Annotated in this window: 18 protein-coding genes and 2 pseudogenes; 11 read left to right on the forward strand and 9 right to left on the reverse strand. The window is 60.2% G+C overall.

What is annotated here, in order from left to right; genetic code table 11:
• Nucleotides 1–40: 40 nt before the first annotated feature.
• Nucleotides 41–744: pseudogene (locus M2341_RS06500) on the forward strand (IS3 family transposase); the annotation flags it as partial.
• Here M2341_RS06500 and M2341_RS06505 read toward each other — a convergent pair.
• From M2341_RS06505 to M2341_RS06515, 3 genes and pseudogenes are all read right to left on the reverse strand, one after another.
• Nucleotides 729–1,051 (reverse strand): annotated as a pseudogene (locus tag M2341_RS06505) (transposase); the annotation flags it as partial. The pseudogenes M2341_RS06500 and M2341_RS06505 sit on opposite strands and share 16 nt — an antisense overlap.
• A gap of 80 nt (nt 1,052–1,131) precedes the next feature.
• Nucleotides 1,132–2,106 (reverse strand): hypothetical protein, encoded by a 975-nt coding sequence (locus M2341_RS06510; RefSeq protein ID WP_264584658.1) that lies wholly within the window; start codon nt 2,104–2,106, stop codon nt 1,132–1,134.
• A gap of 96 nt (nt 2,107–2,202) precedes the next feature.
• On the reverse strand, nt 2,203–2,751 hold the full coding sequence (locus M2341_RS06515; protein WP_264584659.1) for a TetR family transcriptional regulator: 549 nt from the start codon (nt 2,749–2,751) through the stop codon (nt 2,203–2,205).
• 181 nt (nt 2,752–2,932) lie between these two features.
• Between M2341_RS06515 and M2341_RS06520 the strand changes: the two genes are divergently transcribed.
• From M2341_RS06520 to M2341_RS06540, 5 genes are all read left to right on the forward strand, one after another.
• The gene (locus M2341_RS06520; RefSeq protein WP_264584660.1) at nt 2,933–4,132 is read left to right on the forward strand and encodes a hypothetical protein; all 1,200 of its coding nucleotides are present in this window, start codon (nt 2,933–2,935) and stop codon (nt 4,130–4,132) included.
• 222 nt (nt 4,133–4,354) lie between these two features.
• The gene (locus tag M2341_RS06525) at nt 4,355–7,252 is read left to right on the forward strand and encodes a TonB-dependent receptor domain-containing protein (RefSeq protein ID WP_264584661.1); all 2,898 of its coding nucleotides are present in this window, start codon (nt 4,355–4,357) and stop codon (nt 7,250–7,252) included.
• Nucleotides 7,253–7,343: 91 nt separating this feature from the next.
• The gene (locus tag M2341_RS06530) at nt 7,344–8,228 is read left to right on the forward strand and encodes a hypothetical protein (protein ID WP_264584662.1); all 885 of its coding nucleotides are present in this window, start codon (nt 7,344–7,346) and stop codon (nt 8,226–8,228) included.
• Between the two features lie 204 nt (nt 8,229–8,432).
• On the forward strand, nt 8,433–10,004 hold the full coding sequence (locus M2341_RS06535; RefSeq protein WP_264584663.1) for a MoaF N-terminal domain-containing protein: 1,572 nt from the start codon (nt 8,433–8,435) through the stop codon (nt 10,002–10,004).
• On the forward strand, nt 10,001–10,465 hold the full coding sequence (locus tag M2341_RS06540; protein WP_264584664.1) for a hypothetical protein: 465 nt from the start codon (nt 10,001–10,003) through the stop codon (nt 10,463–10,465). The genes M2341_RS06535 and M2341_RS06540 overlap by 4 nt, the downstream gene beginning before the upstream one ends.
• Before the next feature lie 65 nt (nt 10,466–10,530).
• On the opposite strand, the gene M2341_RS06545 is transcribed toward M2341_RS06540, so the two are convergent.
• Complete coding sequence (locus M2341_RS06545; protein WP_264584665.1) at nt 10,531–11,406, reverse strand: hypothetical protein; 876 nt, start codon at nt 11,404–11,406, stop codon at nt 10,531–10,533.
• Nucleotides 11,407–11,529: 123 nt separating this feature from the next.
• On the opposite strand from M2341_RS06545, the gene M2341_RS06550 reads away from it, so the two are divergent.
• The 5 genes from M2341_RS06550 to M2341_RS06570 all read left to right on the forward strand — a co-directional run bounded on the left by M2341_RS06550 (nt 11,530) and on the right by M2341_RS06570 (nt 17,051).
• Nucleotides 11,530–12,048 (forward strand): MarR family winged helix-turn-helix transcriptional regulator, encoded by a 519-nt coding sequence (locus M2341_RS06550; protein ID WP_158512722.1) that lies wholly within the window; start codon nt 11,530–11,532, stop codon nt 12,046–12,048.
• 103 nt (nt 12,049–12,151) lie between these two features.
• Nucleotides 12,152–12,895, forward strand: a complete 744-nt coding sequence (locus tag M2341_RS06555; RefSeq protein WP_264584666.1) for a molybdenum cofactor biosynthesis F family protein — start codon at nt 12,152–12,154, stop codon at nt 12,893–12,895.
• 132 nt (nt 12,896–13,027) lie between these two features.
• On the forward strand, nt 13,028–15,142 hold the full coding sequence (locus tag M2341_RS06560; RefSeq protein WP_264584667.1) for a N,N-dimethylformamidase beta subunit family domain-containing protein: 2,115 nt from the start codon (nt 13,028–13,030) through the stop codon (nt 15,140–15,142).
• A gap of 166 nt (nt 15,143–15,308) precedes the next feature.
• Nucleotides 15,309–15,917, forward strand: coding sequence for a nuclear transport factor 2 family protein (locus M2341_RS06565; protein WP_264584668.1), 609 nt, complete (start codon nt 15,309–15,311; stop codon nt 15,915–15,917).
• A 42-nt stretch (nt 15,918–15,959) separates the two neighbouring features.
• Nucleotides 15,960–17,051 carry a hypothetical protein gene (locus M2341_RS06570; RefSeq protein ID WP_264584669.1) on the forward strand — a complete coding sequence of 364 codons (1,092 nt, stop codon included), beginning with the start codon at nt 15,960–15,962 and terminating at the stop codon, nt 17,049–17,051.
• Nucleotides 17,052–17,768: 717 nt separating this feature from the next.
• Here M2341_RS06570 and M2341_RS06575 read toward each other — a convergent pair.
• From M2341_RS06575 to M2341_RS06595, 5 genes are all read right to left on the reverse strand, one after another.
• The gene (locus tag M2341_RS06575; protein ID WP_264584670.1) at nt 17,769–18,719 is read right to left on the reverse strand and encodes a TauD/TfdA dioxygenase family protein; all 951 of its coding nucleotides are present in this window, start codon (nt 18,717–18,719) and stop codon (nt 17,769–17,771) included.
• A gap of 43 nt (nt 18,720–18,762) precedes the next feature.
• Entirely contained in the window at nt 18,763–19,641 is an 879-nt protein-coding gene (locus M2341_RS06580) for a TauD/TfdA dioxygenase family protein (protein WP_264584671.1), read from the reverse strand.
• Nucleotides 19,642–19,679: 38 nt separating this feature from the next.
• Complete coding sequence (locus tag M2341_RS06585) at nt 19,680–21,080, reverse strand: MFS transporter (RefSeq protein ID WP_264584672.1); 1,401 nt, start codon at nt 21,078–21,080, stop codon at nt 19,680–19,682.
• 8 nt (nt 21,081–21,088) lie between these two features.
• Nucleotides 21,089–23,518: a TonB-dependent receptor gene (locus M2341_RS06590; RefSeq protein WP_264584673.1), complete on the reverse strand. Its 2,430-nt coding sequence runs from the start codon at nt 23,516–23,518 to the stop codon at nt 21,089–21,091.
• A 1,047-nt stretch (nt 23,519–24,565) separates the two neighbouring features.
• On the reverse strand, nt 24,566–26,323 hold the full coding sequence (locus M2341_RS06595; protein ID WP_264584674.1) for an EAL domain-containing protein: 1,758 nt from the start codon (nt 26,321–26,323) through the stop codon (nt 24,566–24,568).
• Between the last annotated feature and the right edge of the window lie 3 nt (nt 26,324–26,326).

Consider the following 26,326-nt stretch of genomic DNA (forward strand, 5'->3'; position numbering starts at 1 on the left):
ATTCCAGTTATGCTCGGAGGGCCAGGATACGGAGTGGACGATGAAGAGATCGAAGTTTTCGGAGGCACAGATTGCCTTCGTGCTGAAGCAAGCTGATGACGGGACGTTGATCGGCGAGGTGTGCCGCAAGGCGGGGATCAGCGAAGCGACCTTCTACAACTGGCGCAAGAAGTACGCCGGCTTGATGCCGTCGGAGATGAAGCGTCTGCGCCAGCTCGAGGAGGAGGACGCGAAGCTCAAGCGCTTGGTTGCCGACCTGTCGCTCGACAAGGCCATGTTGCAGGATGTCGTTTTGCGAAAGCTCTGAGGCCTAATCGGCGGCGCCAGCTGGTCGATGATGTTCGCAGCACTTGGCAGGTTAGCATTCGGCGGGCCTGCGCGGTACTCCGGGCGGAACGATCCAGCTACCACTATCGTGGCAAGGGCACCGATCAGGCCGACCTCAAGCAGCGAATCAAGGAAATCGCTGAGACACGTGTTCGGTACGGCTATCGCCGTATCCATGTTCTGCTGCGACGTGAAGGCTGGGCTATCAACGGCAAGCGAGTTTACCGGCTTTACAAGGAGATGGGCCTTGGGCTGCGAAAGAAGGTGCCCAAGCGGCAAGTGAGGGCGAAGCTGAGGGAAGGCCGCTGCGCGGCCTTCCGCGTCAATGATGTGTGGGCCATGGACTTCGTCCATGACCAGCTCGCAACGGGACCGAAACTGCGGATCTTGACGGTGGTCGATACGTTCTCGCGGTTCGCGATGAAGGCGAACCTCATATCGAGTCCTTCGCAAAGTAGGCCGCCGCTTTTTTTAGGATGTCGCGCTCCGCCTTCATCCGCGCCAGCTCGCGGCGCAGCCGCTCAATCTCAAGCTGTTCTGGCCGCAGGTTGCCGTGGCCGGGAAAGGCCGATCCAGGATCGCCTTCCGCCTCGCGGATCCACTTGCGCAGCACGTTGGCATGCACGTCGAGATCGCGCGCCGCCTGCGCCGCAGCCCCCCCCCGCTCCAATACCAGCTTCACCGCCTCGAGCTTAAACTCCCGGCTGAACTTCCGTCGTTGCATCGTCACCCTCCGGTTCCAAAAACACCTTATCTTGGTGTCCACGAAACCGGGTGCAGCTCAGACATTTGAGGCATTAGCGTTCAACGTATATCTTGAATTTGGTCGGACAGACCTTGTTCGTAGGTGCTCCATCCTGAGTTGATGCCATAAGGCGCGCGGTGGAAGATCGCTTCGATCCGGCGGATCTGTCCATTTTCTATCCGGAAAAGCTCACCCAACTGCCACGTCCAGTTGAGCCGCTCATGATCGAAAAAGGCGAATGCGAACACGATCCCGCGTTCGCGATCAACCGCAACGAAGCGACGGTCGCGGACGCGCGAAACGATGTTCTTGAGCGCGGCTTCGAACTGATATTTGCACGTCATCCGCCCGCGCTTGCCGGTCGCCGGATCAAGCGCGTTGGCAAGCACATCCATGCCGTTTTCAAACCGGATGCAGTCATCCGTGAACGGGTAATAGCCCCTGCCGTCGTTACGCTGCAGCCCCGTGAAGTAGTAATTCGCGGTCCTGACTAATTCCTCGCGCGTTTGACGTTGAGCAACGGGGATCGGCGTTGTGAACAAGGGATGGGGCCGCCCCATCTTTTCAACGCCGACGCCCGTGGGAGGGATGTCGTTCCGACTGCTATTTGTGTCATCCGGGCGGGATGCGAGTTGCTCGATCTCGGTGATCCGATCGCCACGGATTTTCAAGCGCAGTGCAATGGCGATCACATCCTCCTTGCCATCGCGATTTTCGGCGCGAACCGTTCCCAGAAACGCGACCTGCTGCGTTTCGATATCGGGGACGATGAATTTGTAAGTACCAAGCGCGCTCATCGAATGCCAAAGGCCCTCGTCGCCTAACGGCAACTGAATGCCATTCTCGGTGAATTTTGCCTCCCGCGCGAAAAGCGTTGGGTCCACCTTGGCGTCACGCATAGCGACCAGATAGCGGTCTACCCACCCCTCTAAGCAAGTCCGATCGCAGGCGGGAGACGCGGGCTGCTGTGCGAATGTTGCTGTCCCGATCATCAGAACGCAGGCCCATACTACGGCTAATTTCATGCGATTCATCCACCCTCTCCCACAAACCTATCACTGTTAGGTTTTGTTTATTCGGAGCGTGAGGAGGAGCGCAAGCAAAAGGTTTCGACAGGCAATGTCTCAGATTTATGCGTCAGGATCCGGGAGGCCGCGAATAAGAGCTGACAGGCCGAAATGGAAAGCGTCGTCCGCCGCCGTGACTGCACGTCCGCGTTTTGCCGCGAGAGAAGCCTGCTCATCGATGGTCCAGCCAAGCGTGAAGCGATAGGCCGACATGCGAATGAATGTGGCCTGCGACGGGGTGAAGCCAACGTCAAACAGTGGTTGATATAATGTATGGATCAGTCGCTGCGAGCGTTCAGTACCGGTCGGACCTCCGCCAGCACACAGGATAGCACCATCCTGGCACGACAGCATGGCCTTCCTGGTGAGCGTGGAGATTGCCAATATCCAAGCGCGCCAACTTTCGCCTGGCAGGGGGGGCCGCCAACTGGGTGCAAGCAATTCCTCGGCGACATGGTCCAGCAGAACTCGTTTGCTCGCAAAATGATGGTAGAGCGTTGCCCCTTGGACATCGAGCCGTTTTGCGAGCGTACGCATACTCAGCCCATCCAGCCCGCTTTCGCGGAGCAGGTCGAAAGTCGCTGCGATAATTTGTTGTCTGTCGAGTGGCATCTCGCAGCTTTTCCTTACCAGTTAGGTCTTTGGCAAGCGGAGTTTCGTGGGTTGACATGCTCCCTAACATTGTTAGACTAACAGTGTTAGAATAATCAATATGCAGTATCGGGCGCTTAAGCCCTGCCAGTGGCATCGGGAGGGGTGGATGTGTCGACGAACGTGGGTCTGGCGAAGGGCGGTGGCCGCTTGGGCTTTGCAGTTGCCACTGCCACCGCAGATCTTGAGGTCCGCCAAACGGCGCGATCCCGATCATGGCAGTGAGCATGCCGATGAAGGTGTGGGGGTGAAGGTGAAGCAGGTAGTGCGCTCGGTGCCCAAACCGAAAACGCTATGTTCATTGCAATCAGGCCGTCATGCCGCGGGTGTTCTCCTGGCGAGGTCGGCACAGGCCGTCGGATTTCGCATTCCTGCTGCTCTCGCGGCTGTATGTCTGGCGGGCGCCGGTGCGGCGGCGACGGGCAATCCTGCATCTTATTCAGTTCCCGTCTCGTGCGATCGCGGTTGCCTCAAAGTGCTGCTCGATCAAACGCTCGACGCAATGGCAGCGAACGACATCAGCCAGCTCCCGCTCGCCAGCGATGTGAAGGCGACCGAGAATGGCGTGGAGCGCGCATTATGGGACGGGCTTTGGCGGACGGCCAACGCGCGCGGCCGCTATCGCATCACAGTCGTTGATGCTGAGGCCGGCCAGGCGGGCTTCGTAGGGACCATGATGGAGGACGGGCGGCCCGTTTATATCGCCCTCCGCATCGCCGTGCGCGAGCAGAAGATCGGCGAGATCGAAACAGTGGTCGCGCGCGGAGGAACGGCCGGTCCCTCTGTTGCATCGCCTGGCGCGAAAATCGAGGAGATCGGCAGGCCTCGCCCGCAGTTTCAGCGCAATGTGGCGGAGCGTGAGCGCATGTCACGCGAAGAGCTCGTGCGTGTTGCAGATGCCTATTTTGCCAATCTCCAAGGAAGCACCGGTAAGACCAGTGCTCCTTTTGCAAAGGGCTGCGAGCGCATTGAGAATGGCGGACAGACCACAAATCTGAAGACGGTCAGGCCCGGCCGTGAGCGGTTTGATGCGCTGATATTGGGTTGCGAGGGTCAGCAGCTCAGTGGTTTCTATGCTTTTGTGACGGGCATCAGAAATCGACGCTATCCGATTGTGGATCGTGAGCGCCAGTTGGTGCTGAGCTTCTCTTATTGGGATCATACGGGTGCGGTGAAGAATCTGGTGCTGACCAATGGCCTCACCGTGCCCTCGCCCTTCCGCGCTCCTCTGACGTTTCAAGTGGCAGAGCTGTTTCAGATCGATGCGGGTAAGCATGATCAGATCGAGGCTGTCATCAACACGGTCCCTTACGGCATGCGTTCTGATGTCTGGGATAAATAACTTCACATCTTCCGGAGATTGTCCGCCGCAAGCGAGTTGACATAGTCATCAAATAATCGTCTCATATGGGACGGATACTGAATCATCGTATAGTAATTTTTGTGCGGATGAACCCGCGTTGCGAGGGTGACGAAAGCCCGCCCCGCCGTGAGCCATCCTCTAATTAAATTTGCGACATAAACATGGGACGGAGCGGGATAGCTCCAAAAAGGGGAGGTCTGAATGGCCATAGAATCACAGCGTTTGTTTCGTCACTCGATGTTGAGCTCTGCCGCGCTTTTCTCGACGGCGCTGGCCTGCGCCATGCCGTGCGCGGCCATTGCACAGGAAGCCACCGATCCCGCTGTTGGGGGCGGTAGCAATCCTGCCGTCGCTGGCGCATCGATCGAGGGCGGCAGTAATGACATCGTCGTCACGGGCTCGCGCGTGATCAGCGATGGCTTTTCCGCGCCCTCGCCGGTGACGGTCGTGGCGGCGCAGCAGCTCCTTACCAGCACACCCTCGACGATTGGCGAGGCTCTTAACAAGCTGCCGCAATTCGCCAACTCGGTGCGTCCGACGACCTCGCAATTTGCGCCTGAGAGCGGCGCGGCGACCCAGCTCAACCTGCGCTCGCTGGGCGCACAGCGCAGTCTGATCCTGCTGGACGGACGCCGTGTGACGCCGAGCACGTCCGATGGCATCGTCGACGTGTCGATCTTGCCGGAAGAGCTGGTGCAGCGCGTGGACATCGTCACTGGCGGTGCCTCTGCTGCTTACGGATCGGACGCGGTGGCCGGCGTCGTCAACTTCGTGCTCGATACGAGGTTCAAGGGTGTCAAGGCTGCGGCGCAGTCGGGCATCACGCAGCGCGGGGACAATGATACGAAAAAAATCTCGCTGACGGTTGGCACCAGTGTCGGCGAGCGGCTGCATGTTGTCGCGAGCGGCAGCTACTTCACGCAATCTGGCGTGAGCGACTATCGCGATCGCGACTGGTTCCAGTCCTGCGCGCCGCTGGTGCTCGCGGGGCAGACGCCGCTGCGCGTGCGCACCTGCAACCTCAAAACACCGCTCGAGGCGGATGGCGGCCTGATCGTGTCCGGCCCCTTGCGCGGCATTCAATTCGGTCCTGGCGGCGTACCGCAGCCATTCATCTTCGGAAACCCGCTCACGTCCAGCCAAATGGTCGGCGGCAGCGGCGAAGATCAGGGGCTCGACTTTACGCCGGTCGCAGCGATTGAACGCAAGACCGCCTATGGCCATGTGCTCTACGAAGCCAGCGATTCAATCAATCTCTATGCCGACGCGCTCTACGGTAACAGCCTCGCCAAGTTCGGCGGCACGTTGATGGGCTTTTACGGCAACACGGCGCTCACCATTTATCGCGACAATGCCTTCCTTCCGCCATCTGTCGCCGCGCAGATGGATGCGGCGGGCATCACCCAATTCACGCTGGGCCATACCATGCGCCAGACCGGCCTGTTGCGGAACCAGGGCGAGAGCGAAACGCTCCGCTTTTCCGCTGGCTTCAAGGCGAAGCTCGGTGGGGGCTGGAGCCTCGACGGTCATTATGGCTACGGCACCAACCTCCAGACAATCCGCGCGGAAGGCAATCTGACGATCGAACGCGTGTTTGATGCGGTCGATGCGGTTCGCGACCCGGTGACAGGCAACATCGTTTGCAATCGCTCGCTGACGGTGCCAGCCGTGCAGGGCTGCGTGCCGTTCAATGTGTTCGGCCCAGACGCTGCGTCGCAGGCCGCTATCGACTATATCCGATCCAGCCCTTATGGGGGCACCGGATCGCGGACCTTTGAGCGCACCAAACAGCATGTGGCTGAAATCGTCCTGAGCGGTGCGCCCTTTGCGACTTGGGCCGGCGACGTCGCGATCGCCGTTGGCGGCGGCTACCGAAAGGAGTCGGTCAATCGGACTGTTGACCCGGGGTCGAACGGGCTCAAATTCCCCAATGGCCAGCCGCGCGGCGTGGCGAATACGCGTTATGCCACCAGCACATTCGGCGCCTACTTTCTTTCAAACCAGCGCCCGATTGTTGGCGGATATGATTTGTGGGAAGTCTTCGGCGAAGCGCTCATCCCGCTCGCCGATGGCGTGCCTTTTGCGCGAAAGCTGGACCTAAATCTTGCCGGTCGCCACACGAGCTACAGCACCAGCGGTGGCGTCAACACCTGGAAGGTCGGACTCAACTGGCAGCCGATCGACGACATCCGCTTCCGCGCCACCCGGTCGCGCGACATCCGCGCGCCTAACTTGCGCGAGCTGTTTTCGACATCCGCTGCGGGGGCGTCCGCCGCGGTCGACCCGTTTCGCAACAATGAAACACCAGTGGTCGTCAGCCAGGCAAATGGCTCGACCGCGCTTAAGCCGGAAGTGGCCGACACGCTCACTGTCGGCGGTGTATTCACGCCTTCCTTCATTCCCGGACTCAACATATCGGCTGATTATTATACGGTGCAGATTGATGATGCGATCGGACAGCTTGGCGTCCAGAACATCATCGATCAGTGCTTCCGAGGTGCCACGGCATTGTGCCCAAGGCTCGAACGCGCGCCCAATGGCGTTCTGTTCCGGGTCGATAATGGCTTCCTCAACATCAATCGCCTGAAAACGCGTGGCCTGGATATCGAAGGCAGCTATCGCACCGAGCTGGGGAGCGGTTCGCTTGGCCTCAGGGCCATTGCATCGCGCGTGTTCGAGCTTTCGACGCTCATTCCGGGGTCGACGGTCGTGAATCGCGCAGGTCAGGTCGGTGTCGATGGCGGTGTGCCGAAGTGGACCTTCAACATCAATGCCACGCTCAAATTCGGCGGTTTCACCGCGAGTGTGGATGAGCGGATTATCGGCGCCGGCACATATGACGCGACGTTCGTGGAAGGCGTGACCATCGATGATAATCATGTTCCGGCAATTACTTACACGGACCTGAGCCTGACCCAGGATATCACAACCGAGAATGGCCGGAAGTTCCAGATATTCGCGACAGTGAACAATCTGCTCGATCAGGACCCTCCGGGCAATGCCGGGAATTTCTTCGTGTTCGCGACGCGGCCCACGAATACCTTCCTTTACGACCAGATCGGGCGCTCCTTCACCGTCGGCGTGCGGGTGCAACTGTAGGCAGTCCGATTTTCACTCTGGCGAGCGCGCAATCTACGCTCGCCAATTTCTCACAAGATGCAGCCTGCGGATCGTCAACATCATGAGCAGGATGGACATGTTCAATTACGGAAGGGATGGAATGCTGAGAAAGATAGCCGGTCTGGCGCTCGGATCTTGTATTGCTCTCACCGCCATGCCTGCGATGGCGCAGCAAAGCTGCACACGCACGGCCCTGGAGGAAGCAACCCAATCCTATGTAGCAGCTCAGCAGGCGGGAAATCCCAGCCTGATCAAGCTGGCTCCCGATGCCGAGCTTCAGGAGCAGATGGAGCCTATCACGCTTGCCGCTGCTCTGCTGAACAAACCGCAAAAAATAGATTTTCATCGCGCGATTCATGACACCCAGGGCTGTGAAAGCTTCGTGGAAGTGATCATCACCGATCCGGCGCATCCCTATGTGCTGGGCACGCGGATCAAGCTCACGGGCGATCTGGTCCGCGAAATAGAAACACTGGTTACGGATGCGGATGACTGGCTGTTCAAGGCGTCCAACACGCTGGCTTATTCACGGGCAGAGAAGTGGGACATGATCCCGATGGAGAAGCAGGACAGCCGCGAGACAATCATCGCCGCCGCCGATGCCTATCTCAACCTCTTCAACGACCCGACGGTCAGAGTGCCGTGGGGCAGCCCATGCGCGCGACTGGAGGGAGGCATCTATACCGCCAAGGGCGCGCCCGGCGTGGTAAGCAAAGAGGATAGCTGCGCCGTTGGTGTGCCTAAGAACACGCCGCTGGTCGACCGTCGCTATCTTGTCGACCAGGATCTTGGCTCGGTCGTCGTGTTGCTGCGCTTCGGCAACAGCAGCTTGCCCGACAGCCACCTGTTCCGGGTTGAAAATGGCCTGCTTCGCTATGTGCATACCATCACGGTCTGCAAGACGCTCAACTGCGGTTTCCCGGTCAAGCCCATCCCCAATCCGCCGCGCGGCTGAACGAGGGTGACGTCCAGATAACAGAGACTGCAAGGGAGAATTCGGATGGCGGGCACACCCTATCCCAAGGAACAATATAACCGCATTCCGTGGACCAAGCTCAGCGACGCCCAGATCCTGTCAGCACTGCGGCCAGTGGCTGAGGCGGGGCCGGCGAGCCACGGCAAGAGGCCCGATCTGCTCGCGGGCAAGCAGTTGCGCATCGTGACCGACAAGGGGCTCACGCTCAATTATCGTTTTACCGGCGCAGACAGGCTGACGGTTGCGGAGAATGGCGCCAAGGCCGTGACTGCAGGCTATGGGGCACTCGCACTGGACGAGATTGTCGTGCTCACTCACCTGATCCCGAACAGTGAGCGCGGCTTTGCTGTGATCATCGACCAAGCCACCAATCTTGCGACGGTGTTTGAGGTCTGGTTCGGCGGGTTTGTCGACAAGCGCGAGGTGATGCGCGAAATCTACCACGGTTATGTCGATGTTGCAGGTAGCGGCCCGCCAGCCGCTCGCCACGCAGCGACCAATCGCGTTGAAGGGAAGGCCTATCACTGGACGCAGGACAATGGCATCGAGACGCTCGAATTTTATCCGAGCGCGGCCTATTCTCATTTCGTGGAACTCACCCGCACGGGCGGCGAACTCGGATTTTGCGGACCCTCCGATTATATCCGCCTGTCCGAAGAAGCCTATATCTACACACGCACCGAGTGCGAGTTCTCGGGGATCTTCACGCTTTACGTGATGGATGTGAACCGGATTGAGCAGATTGGATTTCGATTAGGCTTCGATCAGCGCGACAAGCTGGAATATTACATGTTCCGCGGCCAGGGCGAATGGCTTGGTCAGCTCGCCCAGTTTGAGAAATTCGGCGATACAAGGGGGAATGTCGTGCCCCCGGATGAGCCTGGTAAAGGCGCGCGCCGCGTGTATCGTCCTTTGCGCACCTGGAAGACGCTCACCAAGGCACAGGTCGATGAAGCGGCGAAGACGACGCTGGTGTTCGACAAGCCGAGCCAAATGGCAAAAAACGGCAATCCCCCCACGGACAAGCTGACGGGCAAGGCGCTGACCGTCCGTTACGACAATGGCCCCTCCATCGAATATCGCTTTGATGAGGCCGATCGTTTGCGATGGCGCTATGTGGGGGAGGTAAACTGGATCACTGCCCGCTACAATGCTTGGGAATCCGCGCCGGGCTTGTATATTTTCGGCCATCTGCTGGAAGGCGCGCCGAACCACGACTGCCATTCGACCGTGATCGATCTCGATGCGGGGCTGGCCACCTGTTTCAACGGCTACGTCAATACACCCTATATCGCCAATGAGGCTGCCGCCCGGACGCTGTTCGGCACGGTGGAAGGGGAGGGGATCCAGCCGCCCAAGTTCAGACGTCATGAGCGAACCAATGAATTGCTCGGTCGTGCATTGACGTGGAATTACGCGCCCGGCCTCACGTCGATGCACCTCTATTCAACACCGCGCACTGTCTCCTGGATCATCTTCACCGATGAAAACGCGGGGGGAATGGAGTGGAGCGGTTCGGGGGATTTCGTGAAAATTCGCGATCAGATCTATTTTGCGCATTGGCTTGAAGAAGCGTGCAACGGGTCGATGGGCACCTTCCTGATCAACATGCGCACCATGCATGACGCCGGCATCGGCTATCATTGTGACGAGAAGGGGCTGAGCCTTGGCCCCATCGGTGCGCATTCGCGCCACGCTGGCAAGTTGGACATCGACCGGTTCTACGCGCAAAAGACGAAGAGGAGCGACGCATGACCACCGACACCACTTCATCCCGCCGCTCATTCCTGAAAAGCAGCGCGTTCATCGCGATGCCGCTCATCACCGTGCCCACTGCCGCGCTCGCCGACGACGGCGCTGCTGTGCGGCTGGCGCAATTGGAGGACGAGGCGGCCGTGCGCAAAGTGCATGAGCGCTGGCTGCGCGACACCGCAGGGGCCGTGACGCATCTCGATGGCGCGAGCGCGGTGACCCCAGACCATGATGGCCAGCCCCTCGCGATCCAGATTGCAGACGATGGCCGCAGTGCCATCGCCCGTCAGCCCTGTGTCGTCGAGTCTGCGTCGACACTGGAGGCAGATTGCACATTCGCGCAAATGGCCTTGGCGCAAGGCAATCGTTGCATACGCCAGACCGAGCGCCGTGTGCTGATTACGACATTGGCCAAACATGATGATGGATGGGTCGTCACGAAGGTCCGGTTTGCCGAGGCCTAAGATAAATGCGGGTGTGCGCGAGCCAAGCCCCTCGCGCCAAGCGACAGATCAAGGGCAGCTGCGGTTCACCAGCCCGATCTCATGCCATAAGGCACCATATTGAGCACAACTTCTATTTGCGCGATCTTGCCGCGCCGTAGTTTGAACAGTTCAAAGATCTGCCAGGAATAGGGCTGTCGCACGCTGATCGGCACGGTGCGGCCGTCGGTCAGCTTCGCTTCGTGGACGGTTCCTGCATGATCGAGGAAGGGCAGGCTGGCCACAACGCCGCGCTCTGTGTCGATAACCGGAAAGCGCCGATCACGCACCTGCGTCACGAACACGAAATAGCCAAGAGCGAACTGTTCTGCCGGGCCGAGGCCATAAAAGGGTGGCGAGCCCTCCTTGTCGAACTCTGGCGCCTGCGTGGCATAGACGCCATTGTCGAGCCGACGGCATCCCTCCTCAAATGGAGCAATGAAATGCCCGTCGTTGCGCTCGAGCGTGCGGAAGTAGGAATCGGCCAGAGCGGCGAGCGCCTCCCGCGACATGCGGTCCTGCTCCGGAGGCACTTCCTTCCAGATGGGGAGGGGCTTGCCCATGGTAGCCAACTTTTTTGGGCCATCCTTGTAGAACAGGATGTCGGTGCGCGAGATCACCATTTCCGCCTCGGCAATGCGATCGCCGCGCAATGCAAGGCGAATTCCGGCGATCACAGGTCGGTCATTTTCAAGTATCACCGCCGTCATCGCGATGCCGCCCGTTTCGCGATCGATGACAATATGCTGATAGCGGCCGGCGCCATTCGCGGTGCCCCACAGCCCATCGCCCAGCGTCAGTTCTTGCCCATTTTCTGTGAGGCGGAACTCTGGGTGAAGAGGTAAGTCGCCGGGGTCACGCGCGATCAGCCCATCAAGATATCGCATACCGAGTTGTTCAAGATCATCGCGGTTATAGTGCATCAAGCATTCTCCTCACCGCAATAGTGATGGTCCCAAACGGGACTGTCAAGTTGGGCAGTTGACCCCCGCCGTTCACATCGGCTAGCCGGGCTTCCTGAACGCGCACGAACAGACGTCTTGCGATTGGAAATTGAGGGCGGAACGGACTTGGGGCGAAAGATATCCACAGGGGCAATCGACCGCATTCCTGCAGAGCTCCGCCAGCGCGTGCTGGGGGAGGGCGGAGACTGGTTCGGGCTTCGCATGATCCTCATCGGCAATTATTATTCAGCGGAGGCCTTTGCAGCGCTTGCCCAGGACCATGGTCTGCTTCGTGACGAGTTCACCATTCTTGGCTATCTGTCCGACTATGGAGAGATGACCGCGAATGTGATCTGCGCGATGAGCGGGCGACCGAAGAATAGCATCAGTCGCGGGGTGATCAAGCTCACGGCCAACAAGCTCATTACCGCGCGACCGAGCGAAGAGGATCGCCGTTATATGGTGCTCGACGTGACCGACGAGGGTCGCGCGCTTTACATGCAGGCAATGAAGCTGTTCCGGGAGCGAGAAGAGGAGATATTCGGCTTTTTGTCGCGACGCGATTTGGCCAAGCTGGACGATCTGCTGATGAAAATCCTCGCCCACTGGCATGCACGTTGAGTTGACATGATCTCATTTGGGACTATTCCTGCCCCAGCCCGGGAGAGGAATTGTCATGTACGAAGTCGCACCGATCCGTCCGGTCCCGCCCATGGTGCGCGACATGGACCTGGGCAAGAACCGCCAGGAATCGACCACGATACTGGCCGGGCAGGACATCCAGCTCGACCATGACGATGGCGCTGCCCTAATCCTCCGGTTCGGGATCGACAGGGTGACATGGGAGATGAGCGGAGCGGCGGAGCCCGCCTCTGGAGGCGCCCCTTATGATGCGGTTGAGGTTCGTCCAGGCATCTTCTTCGTTCATATCGCCGAGGCGGAGCGCAAACTCGGCCTCACGCATGTGATTGACCGCGAGCAGGGGCGTGCAATTACGGTCTGGGACCAATTGATCGAAGGTGAAAGCGCGATGCGCCGCCTGGTCCGTCCGGCGCGGATCGCGGGCAGCACTGTCGATTATCTGCCAATAGCGGAGAGCCGCGAGCTGATCGGCAGGCGCGCTTATTGCCAATATAGTGAAGAAGCTGCGCTGGAACATGTGTACGTCAATTCGCGGGCAATCCTGTGGCAATGGCTGATCTTACCGAGCGATCCCCGCTTCGATGCGCTAAGGACGGAGGTTGGGATCGAGGCCGTGAGTATGTGCAAGGTCGGCGATGAGCTCTTTCTTCTCGCGCTGCACGATGGCGGCTCCATCGAACTGACATTGCTGATGGATTTCGCCCAAGGTCGTAATGTCGGCCAGCTATTTGGCGGGACGGAGCGCGGGATCGTCAGTCGGCCAGTTGGCGCCAAAATCATTCCGCTCGGTTACATCGATTATCCGCAAGGATTTGAGCCTGGTTGATCCTGCCGACCAACTCCCCCGGAGAGAGCGATGAACGAGCTGCCGATCACAGGATATCTTAACCGCCTCTCCGCACGTCCTGGTGAGCAGCTTGAGGCGCGGATCAGCGTTCGGCGTGGGGGACGCTATCAGGTGCGGCTGGTGCGGGTCATCTCGGCTGATCCCAACCCTGCCGGACCAGGGTTGCAGTTCGAGGATTTGTCATCCCTGTACGAGACCGAGCAGCTGGGGCATCGCCAGCCGATCCGTCTCGGCTCCTTTGCCGAAGCGCCGGGGCCCGGCATCATCACCGATGCCGCCTGCTGGACAGCGCTCGCCATGCCCTCAATGGCGCAATCTGCGCCGCGCGTCGTGCTTCATCATGCGGGTGCGGCGGCCAAGCTTACCTTGAGCATCGGGAGCGGAAAGGTTGAGGCGCGGCTGGACACGGGGCAGGGGGTCTTCGTTGCTGAGGTCGCGGGGCGGCTGCGCCATGATCGCTGGCACCGTATCTGGGCCAGTCTCGACATCGCGTCGGGCCGGCTGCTCGTTGGCTTCCATACGCCCGCTCATCTTTATGAGCCAGCCCAGAGCGGTTCCAATGAGGTGGAGGTGGTTCACGCCTCGATGCCTGGTCGAGGTCTTGTGCGGCTCGCGGCGGCCAGACCCGGCGGACAGGATGAAACTTTCAACGGGAAGATCGAGGACCCGGCCATTCTCGCCTCGTTCCGCGCAGAATGGCCCCGCCCGCTTGAATCGCTTGAGGAGCTTGGCAATCGCCTCATCTGCGGCTGGGATCTCGGGATCGGGATTGATACGCAGGAGATTGTGAGCGTCGGCGAGCAAGGCTGTGATGGGACGCTCGTCAATCTGCCCATGCGCGGCGTGGTCGGTGCACGCTGGACTGGCGCCGAGCAGAGCTGGCGGCATGCTCCTGGCCATTATGCCGCGATCAGGTTCCACGAAGATGATCTGGGTGATTGCGGCTGGGCGCAAAGCTTCGCATTCGCGGTTCCCGAGGGGCTGAAGAGCGGATCCTATGCGCTCCATCTCCGCTGCGAGGATGGTGAGGATTGGCTGCCCTTTTATGTGCTCGCCCCGCGTGACGGGCCGCGCGCGAACGTGGTTTTTCTCGCGCCCACCTTCACCTATCAGGCCTATGGCAACCATGCGATTGGCTGGACCGATGACGCGCTGCGCGCCCGGATAGCAGAATGGGGGGCTTACCCTCATACGCCTGATGACTTTCCGATCTATGGCCGCTGCACGTACAATCATCACCCGGACGGATCGGGTATCGCCTATGCCTCGAGAGCGCGGCCGATCCTGACGATGCGGCCAGGGTTCCTCACTTTCAAGGACAGGGCAGAGGGCGGGTCAGGTGTGCGCCACTACGCCTCGGATTCGCACCTGCTCGGCTGGCTGGAGGCGCGGGAGATCGAGTTTGACGTGATAACGGACGAAGATCTCCATGAGGAGGGAGTCGCGCTGCTCGGCGGATATCGGGTGGTGTTGACGGGCGGCCATCCGGAATATCATACCGCCGAAACGCTCGATGCCTTGCAAGCGCATGTGCAGAGGGGCGGGCGCCTTTGCTATCTTGGTGGCAACGGCTTTTATTGGCGGATCGGCCGAAACCCGTCGCTGCCATGGGCCCTCGAGGTTCGTCGCGCTGAAAATGGCGTACGCGCCTGGGCAGCCGAGCCCGGCGAATATTATCATGCGCTCGATGGCAAGTTCGGAGGCCTATGGAAGCGCAACCGGCGTGATCCACAGCAGCTTGTTTTGACCGGATTCTCGACGCAGGGTCGATATGAATCTGCATGGTTCCGGCGCACCGACGAGTCTCGCCACCCGGCAGTTTCGTGGATATTTGACGGCGTGGACGGCGAAGTTTTCGGGGATTGCGGCCTCAATTCCGGAGGCGCCGCAGGTTACGAACTTGACCGTGCTGACACGCGACTGGGCACACCGGACGGGGCAGTCGTCATCGCTCGGTCTGAAGGCCTACAGGCGGGCTTCCTGCCGCTCATGGAGGACATGCGCTTTCCCCCTCAAGCGCTTACCGGCGAGGATGCCGGAGCACTCGTGCGGGGTGACATGACCTATTTCGTTACCGACCGCGGCGGCGCCGTGTTTGCCGCCTCTTCCATAAGTTTCAATGGGAGCCTCTGGTGCAACGGCGCGTTCGGCGGCCCTGTGAGTCGCATTCTCGAAAATGTTGTTCGCCGCTTTGCTCGAGGTACTCACGAGCCGCTGGCGGACTGAATGCTGCTGATTGCACCTTGAATCCCGCGCGCAATGGCGCTTCTCCAAACCCGGTAAAATTTCCGCTCCCCATCGGGAAAGATTTTGCAATTCGGTCCCAAATGAGACTATAATTGCCCGTATGGTGTCGCGAAGGAACGAGGCATCAAACAAGAGGAGAGCGGGCATGTTTCGAACGGGGCGGTCGAGCAATTTCATGATCGCGTTGGCGATGCTTGGCGGTGTGGTTCTTTCCAGCGGAGCCCTTGCAAGCCCTGCGGATGATCGTGCGGCGATTGAGGATCTTCATGGCCGCTACTTGTTTGCATTCGATTGGCACGACGCGGCGAGCTATGCAGCCACCTTCGCCGAAGATGGTACTCTCGATTATGGTGCTGGCGAGATCAAAGGTCGCAAGGCGATCGCGGCATTTATTGAAGAAGGCCGTAAACGGGCTGTTGAAGCGCGCGCAAAGGTGCCTGCCGGGGAGCGTCCGAAGGGAGGACGCCACATCATTTCAAATATCGTCGTCAAACTCGACGGGAACAAGGCTCACGGACTGGCCTACTGGACCCATATGACGAGCGGACCGACAGGTTATGGCACGGTCGATTTCTGGGGCCACTACGAAGACGAACTCGTCAAGGTTGATGGCCAGTGGCTGTATGCGCGTCGCCGCATCTACAATCAGGCCATCCCAGAATGGTCGGCCCAGGACGCCAACCCGGTTGTTACACCCAGCGCCCCGCCGCGCCAGCGCGCGACTCCTGCACAGGGCACATCAGCCAATCGATAAACACCTCTATCGGACGACACGATCATGGGAAGGATGAGGATAATGCGCGCACAATCACTGAATTTGCGTGGAGGACGGGTTTGCGCCGGTCTTATTGCAGCCTTGCTCTGCACGAGTGTTGCGCCCGCAGCCACGGCCGCGCCAGCAGCAGCGCCGTGCGAGCGCGCGTGCTTGGAAGGCTTTGTCGGTCGCTATCTCGATGCCGTTGCGGCAAAACAGCCGAGCGCAGTGCCGATCTCGCCGAATGTGCGCTTCACGGAAAACGGCCAGCGCCTGTTAGTCGGCGACGGCTTGTGGAACACAATGAAAGCGCGCGGCAACTATAAGCTGTTCGTCACGGACGTCGCGGCCGGACAAGTCACATTCTTCGGGACTATCCAGGAGGATCATCGCGACGCCGCCAATTTCAACGGCTCGTTCATTGCACTGCGTCTGCTCGTCCGTAATCAGCAGATTGCGGAAGTGGAGCAGATTGTGTTCCGCTATCCAAATGAGACGGATAATGCGAGCTACAACCGGCTCGATGGCATGGCGATCCATCCCAAGCTCATAGAGGTGATCCCTAAAGCTGATCAACTGTCGCGTGCAGAGTTGATTGCGCAGGCGGACAAATATTTCATCGGGCTCCAGAAGAATGACGGCAAGGGCGACTATCCATTCACGCCCGAGTGTCTGCGTCACGAGAATGGCAAGCAAGCGACACTTGCACCTACCCCGGCTGGAGAAAAGCGCCCCGATCCGGCCACGGCGACTGGCTATTCCGGCCAGTGGAGCTGTACCGAGCAGTTCAAGTCAGGGCTGATGGCGTTCGTCAACCGCATTCGCGATCGCCGCTATGTTGCAGTCGATCAGGAACGTGGACTGGTGTTCGCCTTCGCCTTCTTCGATCACTCGGGTGGCGCGACGCGGACTTTCACCACTGCCAATGGCCGGACGGTCACCGCCGGGCCGGTCCAACCGCATACATGGCAGATCGCAGAGATTTTCAAGATCGAGAAGAATGGCATGATATCCAAGATCGACGCTCTGCTTGAACGCGCACCTTATGGATTGAATTCGGGCTGGAGCACTTGGGAGCAGGGCATGTCTGACCATGCGCGCGATGTGACTTTCGAGGCGCCGACGGGCATCTGAGAATGCCGATAGATCGAGGCGGTCACGGCATGACGCCTCGATTTCAAGGCCTCTTAAAACTCATGCCAAGTAAGAGCGGCTATAACAAAGAATTGAATTAGGGGTTATGCTGTTTAACGCCTGCAAGACGATAATGTAATGAAATTCATGGTAGACAACTGTTGCGATAATGTCATGAACAATGGTTTTAAGTTCTGGAGATGCTGACGCATTAACGCTGTTCGAGGGAGCCGAAAACCGACTTCTCAAGCTTCTTCGGGAAGCTGGTTTGAGTCGATGAACGATCGGCAGCTAATAGAGGCATCAGTTTGATCACTGAGCGCCCGCTATGTTGGCGGCTTCTGACACAGTGCCCGCCTCCACAGTTGCAGCTGCTCCCGACCAATGCCGGTCGTTGAGATCGGAAAGCGCTAATGTCTGCTCCAGACGATAGCAGTCATTGAGTTACTTTGGCCCGTCCGACGGGACCCGCCCTCAAACCCGACGTGCAATCTTTCGAACCGGTTCCCGAAACCTGCCTTTCATTCATCTAATGACAGGACATTCGTTGACGGTAATCATCCATCTCAACCAGAGCTTGAGATGCGAAATGCCCTGCAATTCCTCTTCGTCAAAGCGGCCGATTGGCACTGCTGATCGAGGACATGTACAATCGATTATCCAACGTCACCCGCGCCACAGTTTCTCCCTGAGCGGTAGCGCGGGCAACGGTTCTGCTCAGGCTGCTTCGTATTCCACCGCCTTTTCCTGCCGGACGATGCGACTGGTGCGGCCATCGATGCTCACTGGCGCTTCGCCATGAATGGTGGCGCGGCGCAGAGTGCGGCGCTGCAGGCCGAAGTCGGCGACGGCGCGGTGCTGCGTTGCCTGATTGTCCCAGAAGGCGACATCGCCGGGCTGCCAGCGCCACCGCACCAGGTTCTCCGGCCGGGTGATATGGTCTTGGAGAATGCTGAACAGCCGCTGGGAATCCGCCTGATTAAGACCGACGAAGCTCTTGACGAAATGTCCGAGCAGCAGGCTGCGCTGGCCCGAAACGGGGTGAACGCGAACCACCGGATGCTCGGTCTCGTACACCGTGGAGGCGAACACATTGCGATGCCGCTTGATCTGCTCCTGCGCGGTGGTGTTGTCCTTGGGTGCATTGCCCAGGATCGCAGCGTAATCGTAGAGATTGGTGTGCACAGCCCAGAGATTGTTAACGAGTTGGCGCAGGGATTCCGGCAGCGCCTCATAGGCCGTCTCGCCATTGGCCCATAGCGTGTCGCCGCCGGCCTCCGGGATCGTGATGCCACGCAGGATCGAGCCCTTTGGATAGGCATCGACAAAGGTGACGTCGGTATGCCAGCTCGAGGCGGCGTATCCCTCGCGGCTATCCAGCTCCAGCAGGTAGCGCGAGCCTTCTGCGACCGGCACGGTGGGATGCGCGACCGGATCGCCGAAGAGCGCCGTAAAATTCTCATGCTCAGCGTCATCGAGATGATGCTGGCCACGGAAGAAGATGACCTTGTGGCGAACCAGCGCGTCTTGGATCGCCTGTACGGTCGCAGCGTCGAGATCGCCGGAGAGCACGACGCCCCCGATTTCGGCGCCGATCGTGCCTGTTACCGGCTTGATGTCGAGGGGGCTATTGGGGTCTGCGGCATTGGCATAGGTCGTGATGGACATGATGAGGCTCCTTCTTGCCTTTGGGGGTGCGGGGGGGGGGATTTCAGTTGGGCGATTGGGGGCCGCGCGGGCGCTCGCCGACGATGGTCACGCGCTCCATCTCGCGATTGCCGCGATAGTCGGGCACCGCGTAGTGCTGGGTCGCGCGATTATCCCAGAAAGCGATCGAGCCGGGCTGCCAGCTCCAACGCACCTGGAATTCCGGCCGCTTCACCTGGTCGAAGAGGCGAGCGAGCAGCGCTTCACTGTCGCCTGGTGCAAGTCCGACGATCTCGCGGGTGAAAACGGAATTGACGTAGAGCAGCTTCTCGCCAGTTTCGGGATGGATGCGCACCACCGGATGCTCGACCGGCGGATATTGCGCCTGCAAGGCGGCCCGCTTTTCAGCGGACTCGATGAACTGCAGGAAAATGCGGGTATCGTGAATGGCGGTCAGCCCGTCGATCCGGGCCTTAGTCTGCTCGTCCAGCGCTTCATACGCCGCGACCGCGTTGGCGAAGACGGTATCGCCACCCAGACCCGGCGAGACGCGCTGGATGAGGATGGATGCCGCAGACGGTTCAGCGCGGAAGGTGGTGTCCGCGTGCCAGTTGCTGTCCGTGGTGCTGCGATACTTGCCGGCGAACTCCTTGGAGCGCAGCGGCAGAATTTCCGGATGATCGGGGTGCGCGAAGACCGGGTGGGTCTCCAGATCACCAAACGCTGCGCCCAGGGCGATATGCTGGTCATGCGTCAGATGCTGATCGCGGAAGAACAGCACCTTGTACCGCAACAAGGCGGCGTGAAGCGCGGCGTGTAACGGCCGGGTCAACGGCTGGGAGAGATCGATCCCGCTGATCTGCGCTCCCAAACTGGGCTGAAGCGGCTTGATTTCGAACAGGTCGGTATCGGAAGCAATGAGGGTCTTTTCGAGGACGGTCATGACGTGCATCTCCTTTCAGGGATTTCATTCAGTGCGGGTCACTCGGCCGGGGCGAGAGCGAGGGGCTGGTCGTCCAGTTGGCGGCGGATTTCGGAATGGGCGGCTTCGTCGAGCGGGAAGCGGGCGAGGAGCAGTGCGGAAAAGGCGTGGCCCAGCGCAGGACCAAGCGCGAAGACATAGGCAAGGCCAAGCAGCGCTTGCGGGCTGTTGCTGCCCCGGGGATCGAAGCCCAGCCAGGCGACGAGCGGCAGGGCCACACCGATAGCGATGGCCGAGGCGCCTTTGCCCGCAAGGCTGAACACCGAATAATAAAGCCCAGTGCGTTCCTCACCGGTTTCGAGGCGGTGCTTGTCGGCGATATCGGCGACGATGGCGCGCAGCATGAGGTTGCCGGAGCCTTGCGCGAGCCCCTGCACCAAGGTCAGCGCCAGCAGCAGACCGAAGGTGTCCGGCGTGACCAGCAGCAGGCTGAGATTGACCGCGACCTGCACCAGCTCGCCCAAGACCGCCGTTCGGTGCTTGCCGAGCTTGAGGCCGATGCGCAGCCAGATGGGGCCCGCGAAGATGCCGAAGACGAACTGGAAGAGGAACAGCGCCGCTGCCCAGTCCGGCCGGCCCATATAGAAGCTGACGTAGAAGACGATGAGCGCTGCGCGAATGCTCTGGGCAAGCGTCACGGCGAAGTCCGAGGCGAGCACGCGCAGAAGCAGGGTATTGGCGAACACCGCGCGCAATGTGTGCTTGATCGACAGCGTCTCCGCTGGCCCGGCCGGAGCCGGAACTTCCGGAAATGCCGTAAGCGACAGAAAGACGCCGGGGATGACCGTGGCAAGCACCAGCGCGCCCATCAGTGACATTTGCAGGTGCCCGTCGCCCGGCCGCAGTTGATCGGCGAGCGCGGGAAGCAGCAGCGTGACGAATAGGGCCGCCGAACCCACGACCGTCTGGTAGGTCGCGATGCGGGTCCGCTCGTGATAATGCCCGGAAATCTCGCCGGACCAGGCCAGGAAGGGGATCTGGATCGCCGTCCAGCCTAGGTAAAAAACGAACAGGACGCCGCCGAGGTAGTGCGGCGTTACCGTCGCGACCGGAAAAAACAGGAAGATGGAGGACAGGGTGAACAGCACGGCCCCCGCCGCCATCCATGGCTTGCGGCGTCCGAAGCGGCTGCGGGTACGGTCGCTCAGGGAGCCGATCAGCGGATCGGAAATGGCATCCCACAGGCGGCCGATCAGAAAGATGAAGCCGATCATGCCGAGCGACAGGCCGAAGTCCCGTGCAAAAATGGCGGGGAGGTAGACGCCGATGGGCATGGTCGCGGCGGCGATCGGCACGGCAACCGCCGAAAAGCGGATGAGCCGCAGGGCGCCGGAACGCTCGTCGCCCTTGCTCTGCAGCGGCGACAATGAGGAAGAGGGGATTGCAGTGAGTGCGGTCATGGCGTGCCTCACAATTTTGCGCGGAGTGTGATGCCGTAGGTGCGCGGGTCGCCGATCAGCCCCGTCACCAGTCCGGTGTTCCCGGCCGACAGCGTCTGGAAATAATTCTCGTCGAGCAGGTTCTTGCCCCAGATCGAGAGGTCGTAGCGGCCGTCGTCGAACCGTACGCCGATCCGCCCGTTCAGCAGTCCATAGCCGTCCACGATGGCGAGCCGCGAGTTAGAGGCGGAGGTGTTGAAGCTCGATCGATGCGACCAGTCGGCATGGCCGTACATCTCGGTCGTGCTGCCCAATGCGGGAACCGGTGTCGAGACATCTGCGCCCAAAGTGTAGGTGAACTTCGGCACGCCCGGGAGCTGCTGGCCGGTGAGGTCTTGTACGGCAGAAATGTTCAGGCGCTCGACGGCCTGCGGCGCGTTCCTGTAATCGCGATAGCTGGTGTCGGCATAAGCCAGCGACGCATTGAGGCTGAAGTGCCGCAAGGGAGCGTAAACCGCGTCCAGCTCGAAGCCGCGAGAGCGCACCTTGGGAATGTTCGCGATATACTGCCGGTAGGTGACCGTGTTCGCCACCTGCTCGGTGATCGCCGTCTGATAATTGGCGGTGTCGATCCAGTAGAGCGCCCCGTTGAAGGTCAACGCGCGATCGAACAACTGCGACTTGAAGCCGACTTCATAGGCATCGACTCGCTCCGGCGCGACCTCTGGCGCGATACCCGCCGGCAAGGCAGTCAGATTGAGCCCGCCTGACTTGTTGCCGCGCGAATAGGTGCCATAAATGATCGCGTCGCGCGTCGGTTGCCAGCGAAGGGTAACGAGGCCGGAGAGGCTGTCATCCGAGAAAGCGGTCGCGAAGGTCTGCACCGGGTTGAACTGGGCGCGGATGGCGTTCGCTGTCGCCTGCTGTGCCGGCGTGAGGCCGGAGAGATCATTGCCCGCCACCCAATATTGGCGGAACGCGCCCTCCTTCTTCTCATGGGTGTAGCGCAGGCCGGCGGTCAGGGTCAGCGCATCGCTGATCGACCAGTCCGCCTGCCCGAACAGGGCGAGGCTATGCGTCTGCGGCGTGGAGGTGGAGTTCGCCTCGAACCCGTCAAGCGCTGCGTTGCCGACGACGGGATCGACCGCCGGCAAGTTCCAGGCCGCCGCCGCCGAGCCGTAGCGGCTCGCGCCATAACCGCGAATGATCTGCCAGAAATAATAGCCGCCGATCACATAATCGATTGGGCCATCATCCTTGGACGCAAGGCGGATTTCCTGACTGAACTGGCGTTGGCGGTTGGCCTGCTGCGCCTTGGTGACGACAGGCAGCGCGGTGGAATCGCCATCATTGGCCGGGTTCCAGTCCCACCAGCGATAGGCGGTGATGGAGGTGAGCTCTGCGCCGCCCAGATCCCAGTCGACCTGACCGGACACCCCATAGCCATCCATGTTGGACTGGTAATGGCTGTCGGACTCGCCCCGACGCGCGAACGGATGGATGGCCGGCAGTGAAAGGCCGAACCGCGCCAGACGCGCCGCAAAATTGTTCGGGATTGTCGCGCCGTTTTCGTAGGTGCCGACATAGTTCGCAAACACGTTAAGGGCGTAATTCTGCTTCTGGCTGGCATAGTCGCCGATCAGCCGGATCGAGACATCGTCCGTCGGTGTGAAGAGCAATTGGCCCCGCACGCTCGCATTCTCATAGTCTTGCGCGTCCTTTCCGGTGGTGGTGTTGAAGAGCAGGCCATCGCGCTTGGTGTAGGCACCGCTCAGGCGTACAGCGAGACGATCGGTGACGATCGGGCCGGATACCGAGCCGCGAACTTGCCGATAGCCATAATTGCCGATGCTCACCTCGCCGGAAGCGTCCGGCTCGAAACTTGGCTTGCGGGTGCTGATGTTGATGACGCCCGAGGTCGTGTTCTTGCCGAACAACGTGCCCTGCGGGCCGCGCAGCACCTCGATCTGCTCGAGATCGACCAGATCGAACTGCGAAAGGCCGACGCGGCCATAATAGACATTGTCGATATAGAAGCCGACGCCGTTCTCCAGCCCATCATTGGTCAATGCGACATTGCTGCCGAGGCCGCGAATGTTGATGTTGGTATTGCGCGGGTTGAAACTGAATACCTGCAGCGCCGGCACTTGTTGCTGGATCTGGCCGAGGGTGAAGTCGCCGCGACGATCAAGCGTTGCCGCGTCGATGACGCTGATGGCGATCGGCACGTCCTGCACGGCTTCCTCGCGGCGGCGGGAGGCTGTGACGATGATCGGCGAGCCTGCGTCCTCCTCCGCTGCGGTCGGCTCGGTCTGCCATGGCTCTTCGGCCGCATGGGCGCTGATCGGCACTGCGAGCGACAGGGCTGCAGCTGTTGCCCGCAGCATCGTCCGGCGCGCGCCGGTAGGCGAGAAGCGCTCGCCTGTATAGAGCCCGATAATATACTGATTAAGTGTCATTATTATGGTTGTCCCTGAACGTGACTGTATTTGGTCGACCGTCGGTTTTCGCCGTCACGGTCTTCGAGGCGGACAGAGCGCAGGCTTCCCCCCGGCAGCTGAGACCAGATGGCCAGCGCCGATTGCTGAAGAGACAGGGGGTAGCGCGCCAGGTCCGCCAAATCGGAACTGGTGAGCCTGATCATGACGATCCTCGCAGACCGAAAGGCGCGGCCACCGGATGGTAGGCGCGACATCATCACGCGCCGGTCCCGAGTGCGTCCGGAGGGCATAAGCCGTTTCGGGCGCTGGCTCGCAATAACCGGCACGCGACTGCGTGCGGACTAGGTCAACAGAGCTGGTGGGTCATGCGCATCGGATCACCTCATCGTTAGAGAGGGGAACACGACGCCTGGCGCGGTCGCCTGAGCATCGTGCGCTTTAGCGGTTGGTCACGCGGAGCAAGCTGCATCCCTATCAAAAGCCGCGGGTCAGACACTCGTGATGATGCGGGAGGGGCCTGACCAGCCATCCCGCTCGAGGTATTTCAACCTAATCGATAGAATATGATTTCGTCAAGGCAAGTTTTGCTTTTGCTACGGCAAAGTTTGGGTGCGGGCGAAGGGCCGGCTCCAATCCCTAAGATAAGTGCGGGGGGCTCAGCCATTAGGAAGATTGCCGTCTACGCCCTCAAAAACGACATTCGCTGGGCCAAAGCTGCTCGTCGAAACCCGTCCTGCTTTCATCCACCTGTCGGGGTCCGCGACCGACAATACCTGGGTCCGATGCCAACCAAACTCCGTCGTTCAGAGCGAGCGAAGCTAGCGTCTGATCCGAACAATAGCAGCCACTCGATCCTCTTCAGCCCATCCGGCGGAACGCGCCAACAAAGCGGTCGTTGGAAGCAAGGTTTCGGTGACCCAATAGCTGCCGCTCATTCAGGTGAGCATTACTCACCAAATGTGAAACGGTCAGGTGGCAAAGAAGCCATCGTCATATTTGTTCACAAATGGGCTGCGTCTTGTTCGCCTGCGAGGTGCACGATGGCATTGGGGGCGCACATTCGCTTTAACTCTTAGACAGACGGTCCTCGCGCATTACAATTCCTTGATTGAGTAGGATTTCGAAGCGCTGTTCGTCGAGCGGCGGCGCGAAGAGGTAGCCTTGTCCCACCGAACAGCCCAGTGTCCGCATCATCACTCGATCGGCCTCAGTCTCAATGCCTTCCGCGACGACGCGCGCGTCGAGCGCCACTCCGAGCTTCACGATGCTTTCAACGATGACGTGCTTGACATGGTTGTGCGCCACTTCCCGCACGAAACTACGATCAATCTTTATCTCGCTGAGTGGAAACCGTTCGAGATAGCGTAGGTTGGAATAGCCCGTGCCGAAATCGTCGATCGAAATGCCGACCCCCAGGCGCCGCATATGTTCGAAGGATCGGCGTATATCGTCCGACTCAGGGGCCATCAGCTCTTCGGTAAGCTCCAGCGTCAGCCATTCGGCCTTGCACCCGGTTTCGTTGAGCACCTGTTCGACAAAGGCGACGACGTCCCTTCGCGTGAACTCCATCACCGACATGTTGAAAGCGAACCGGAGCGGTATCCGACGGTTTTGATTGACCCGCGCTGCATACGTCGCGAGCGTACGCAGGCCCCACGCTCCGATCTCCATCATGGCGCCGGTCTCTTCAGCAACGGCGATGAACCGGCCGGGTAGCTGGAGGCCGAATGCGCCGTGGTCCCAACGGAGCAGAGCTTCAGCGCCGATCAGGTCACCGGATTGCAGATCGACCTGGGGCTGATAATGAAACAGCAGCTCGTCATTGGAAACGGCGGATTGCAGTTCGTTCGCGAGCCGAATGCGATTACGCGCGTCTCGGTCATCTGCTTCCTCAAACGGATGGGGGCCGTGGTCGGGCGTCGCTTTGGATCGTTGCATCGCCGCACCTGCATGCCGGACCAGTAGAAGAGGATCGGTTCCGGCGAGCCCGACAGCGAAGCCAGCGGCAAACTGCACTGTAAGCGATGCGCCAGGCAGGACAAATCGGGGTCTCAGCAAGTCGAGGACCTCATTGACGATCTTGCCCGCACGGCTGGCATCATCGAGCGCGAAGGCCAGGATGAAGTTATTGCTGCCGACGCGAGCGATAGCCAGGGCTGGCACAACAGCCAGACGCGCTGTCGCCGAACGAAGCAGCGCATCACCGACATCGTAACCGAAACCGTTGTTGACGTCACGGAACCGCAGGACGTCGAGCTTGATGACCAGCAAGGCGGAGTTCGCCGACATTTCGATCTGTGCCAGCCGGTCGAGCAACCCATAACGATCCAGCAGTCCGGTAAGCCGATCGACACCCGGTGCGTGCGTGATATCCCGGATCAGGCCCACGAAATGCGTGAGGCGCCCTAGGTAGTCCCGAAACGGCTCCAGACGCAAAGCATTGCGAAACATCGTTCCGTCCCGCTTGTAGTTGCGCAGTGTCACCGAGCAGGCGCGCGCCTCCGCAAGCGCAGCCCGTATTTCCGTAAGTTCCGGCTGCAACCGATCGCTTCCCTGGAGATAGCGGCAGTTCTTGCCGATGACTTCGTCAACAGAATAGCCAGTAATTTTTTCGAATGCTGGGTTTACCAGGACTATGGGCTGCCCCCGGAGGCGCATGTCCGCGACGAGCAGGCCATCGCTGACATGATCGAGCGCAAGTTTGGAAAAGAGCTCTGTTACACACTGGCCTCTGCGCCCACCGAGGAGGCGAGGCCATCGCAGCAACGGGGAACCAGTTCTACCGGGCTCCACGATCGTGCCGTCGGCCGCATCGGGAGTCATCTC

The sequence above is a fragment of the Sphingobium sp. B7D2B genome (assembly GCF_025961895.1).
Lineage (GTDB): Bacteria > Pseudomonadota > Alphaproteobacteria > Sphingomonadales > Sphingomonadaceae > Sphingobium.

Coding starts and splice junctions, on each gene's coding strand:
- M2341_RS06585 (WP_264584672.1), bottom strand. CDS start 21,080: ATGACCGCACTCACTGCAATCCCCTCTTCCTCATTGTCGCCGCTGCAG.
- M2341_RS06590 (WP_264584673.1), bottom strand. CDS start 23,518: ATGACACTTAATCAGTATATTATCGGGCTCTATACAGGCGAGCGCTTC.
- M2341_RS06530 (WP_264584662.1), top strand. CDS start 7,344: ATGGACATGTTCAATTACGGAAGGGATGGAATGCTGAGAAAGATAGCC.
- M2341_RS06555 (WP_264584666.1), top strand. CDS start 12,152: ATGGACCTGGGCAAGAACCGCCAGGAATCGACCACGATACTGGCCGGG.
- M2341_RS06510 (WP_264584658.1), bottom strand. CDS start 2,106: ATGAATCGCATGAAATTAGCCGTAGTATGGGCCTGCGTTCTGATGATC.
- M2341_RS06540 (WP_264584664.1), top strand. CDS start 10,001: ATGACCACCGACACCACTTCATCCCGCCGCTCATTCCTGAAAAGCAGC.
- M2341_RS06565 (WP_264584668.1), top strand. CDS start 15,309: ATGTTTCGAACGGGGCGGTCGAGCAATTTCATGATCGCGTTGGCGATG.
- M2341_RS06570 (WP_264584669.1), top strand. CDS start 15,960: ATGCGCGCACAATCACTGAATTTGCGTGGAGGACGGGTTTGCGCCGGT.
- M2341_RS06575 (WP_264584670.1), bottom strand. CDS start 18,719: ATGTCCATCACGACCTATGCCAATGCCGCAGACCCCAATAGCCCCCTC.
- M2341_RS06515 (WP_264584659.1), bottom strand. CDS start 2,751: ATGCCACTCGACAGACAACAAATTATCGCAGCGACTTTCGACCTGCTC.
- M2341_RS06595 (WP_264584674.1), bottom strand. CDS start 26,323: ATGACTCCCGATGCGGCCGACGGCACGATCGTGGAGCCCGGTAGAACT.
- M2341_RS06545 (WP_264584665.1), bottom strand. CDS start 11,406: ATGCACTATAACCGCGATGATCTTGAACAACTCGGTATGCGATATCTT.
- M2341_RS06580 (WP_264584671.1), bottom strand. CDS start 19,641: ATGACCGTCCTCGAAAAGACCCTCATTGCTTCCGATACCGACCTGTTC.
- M2341_RS06525 (WP_264584661.1), top strand. CDS start 4,355: ATGGCCATAGAATCACAGCGTTTGTTTCGTCACTCGATGTTGAGCTCT.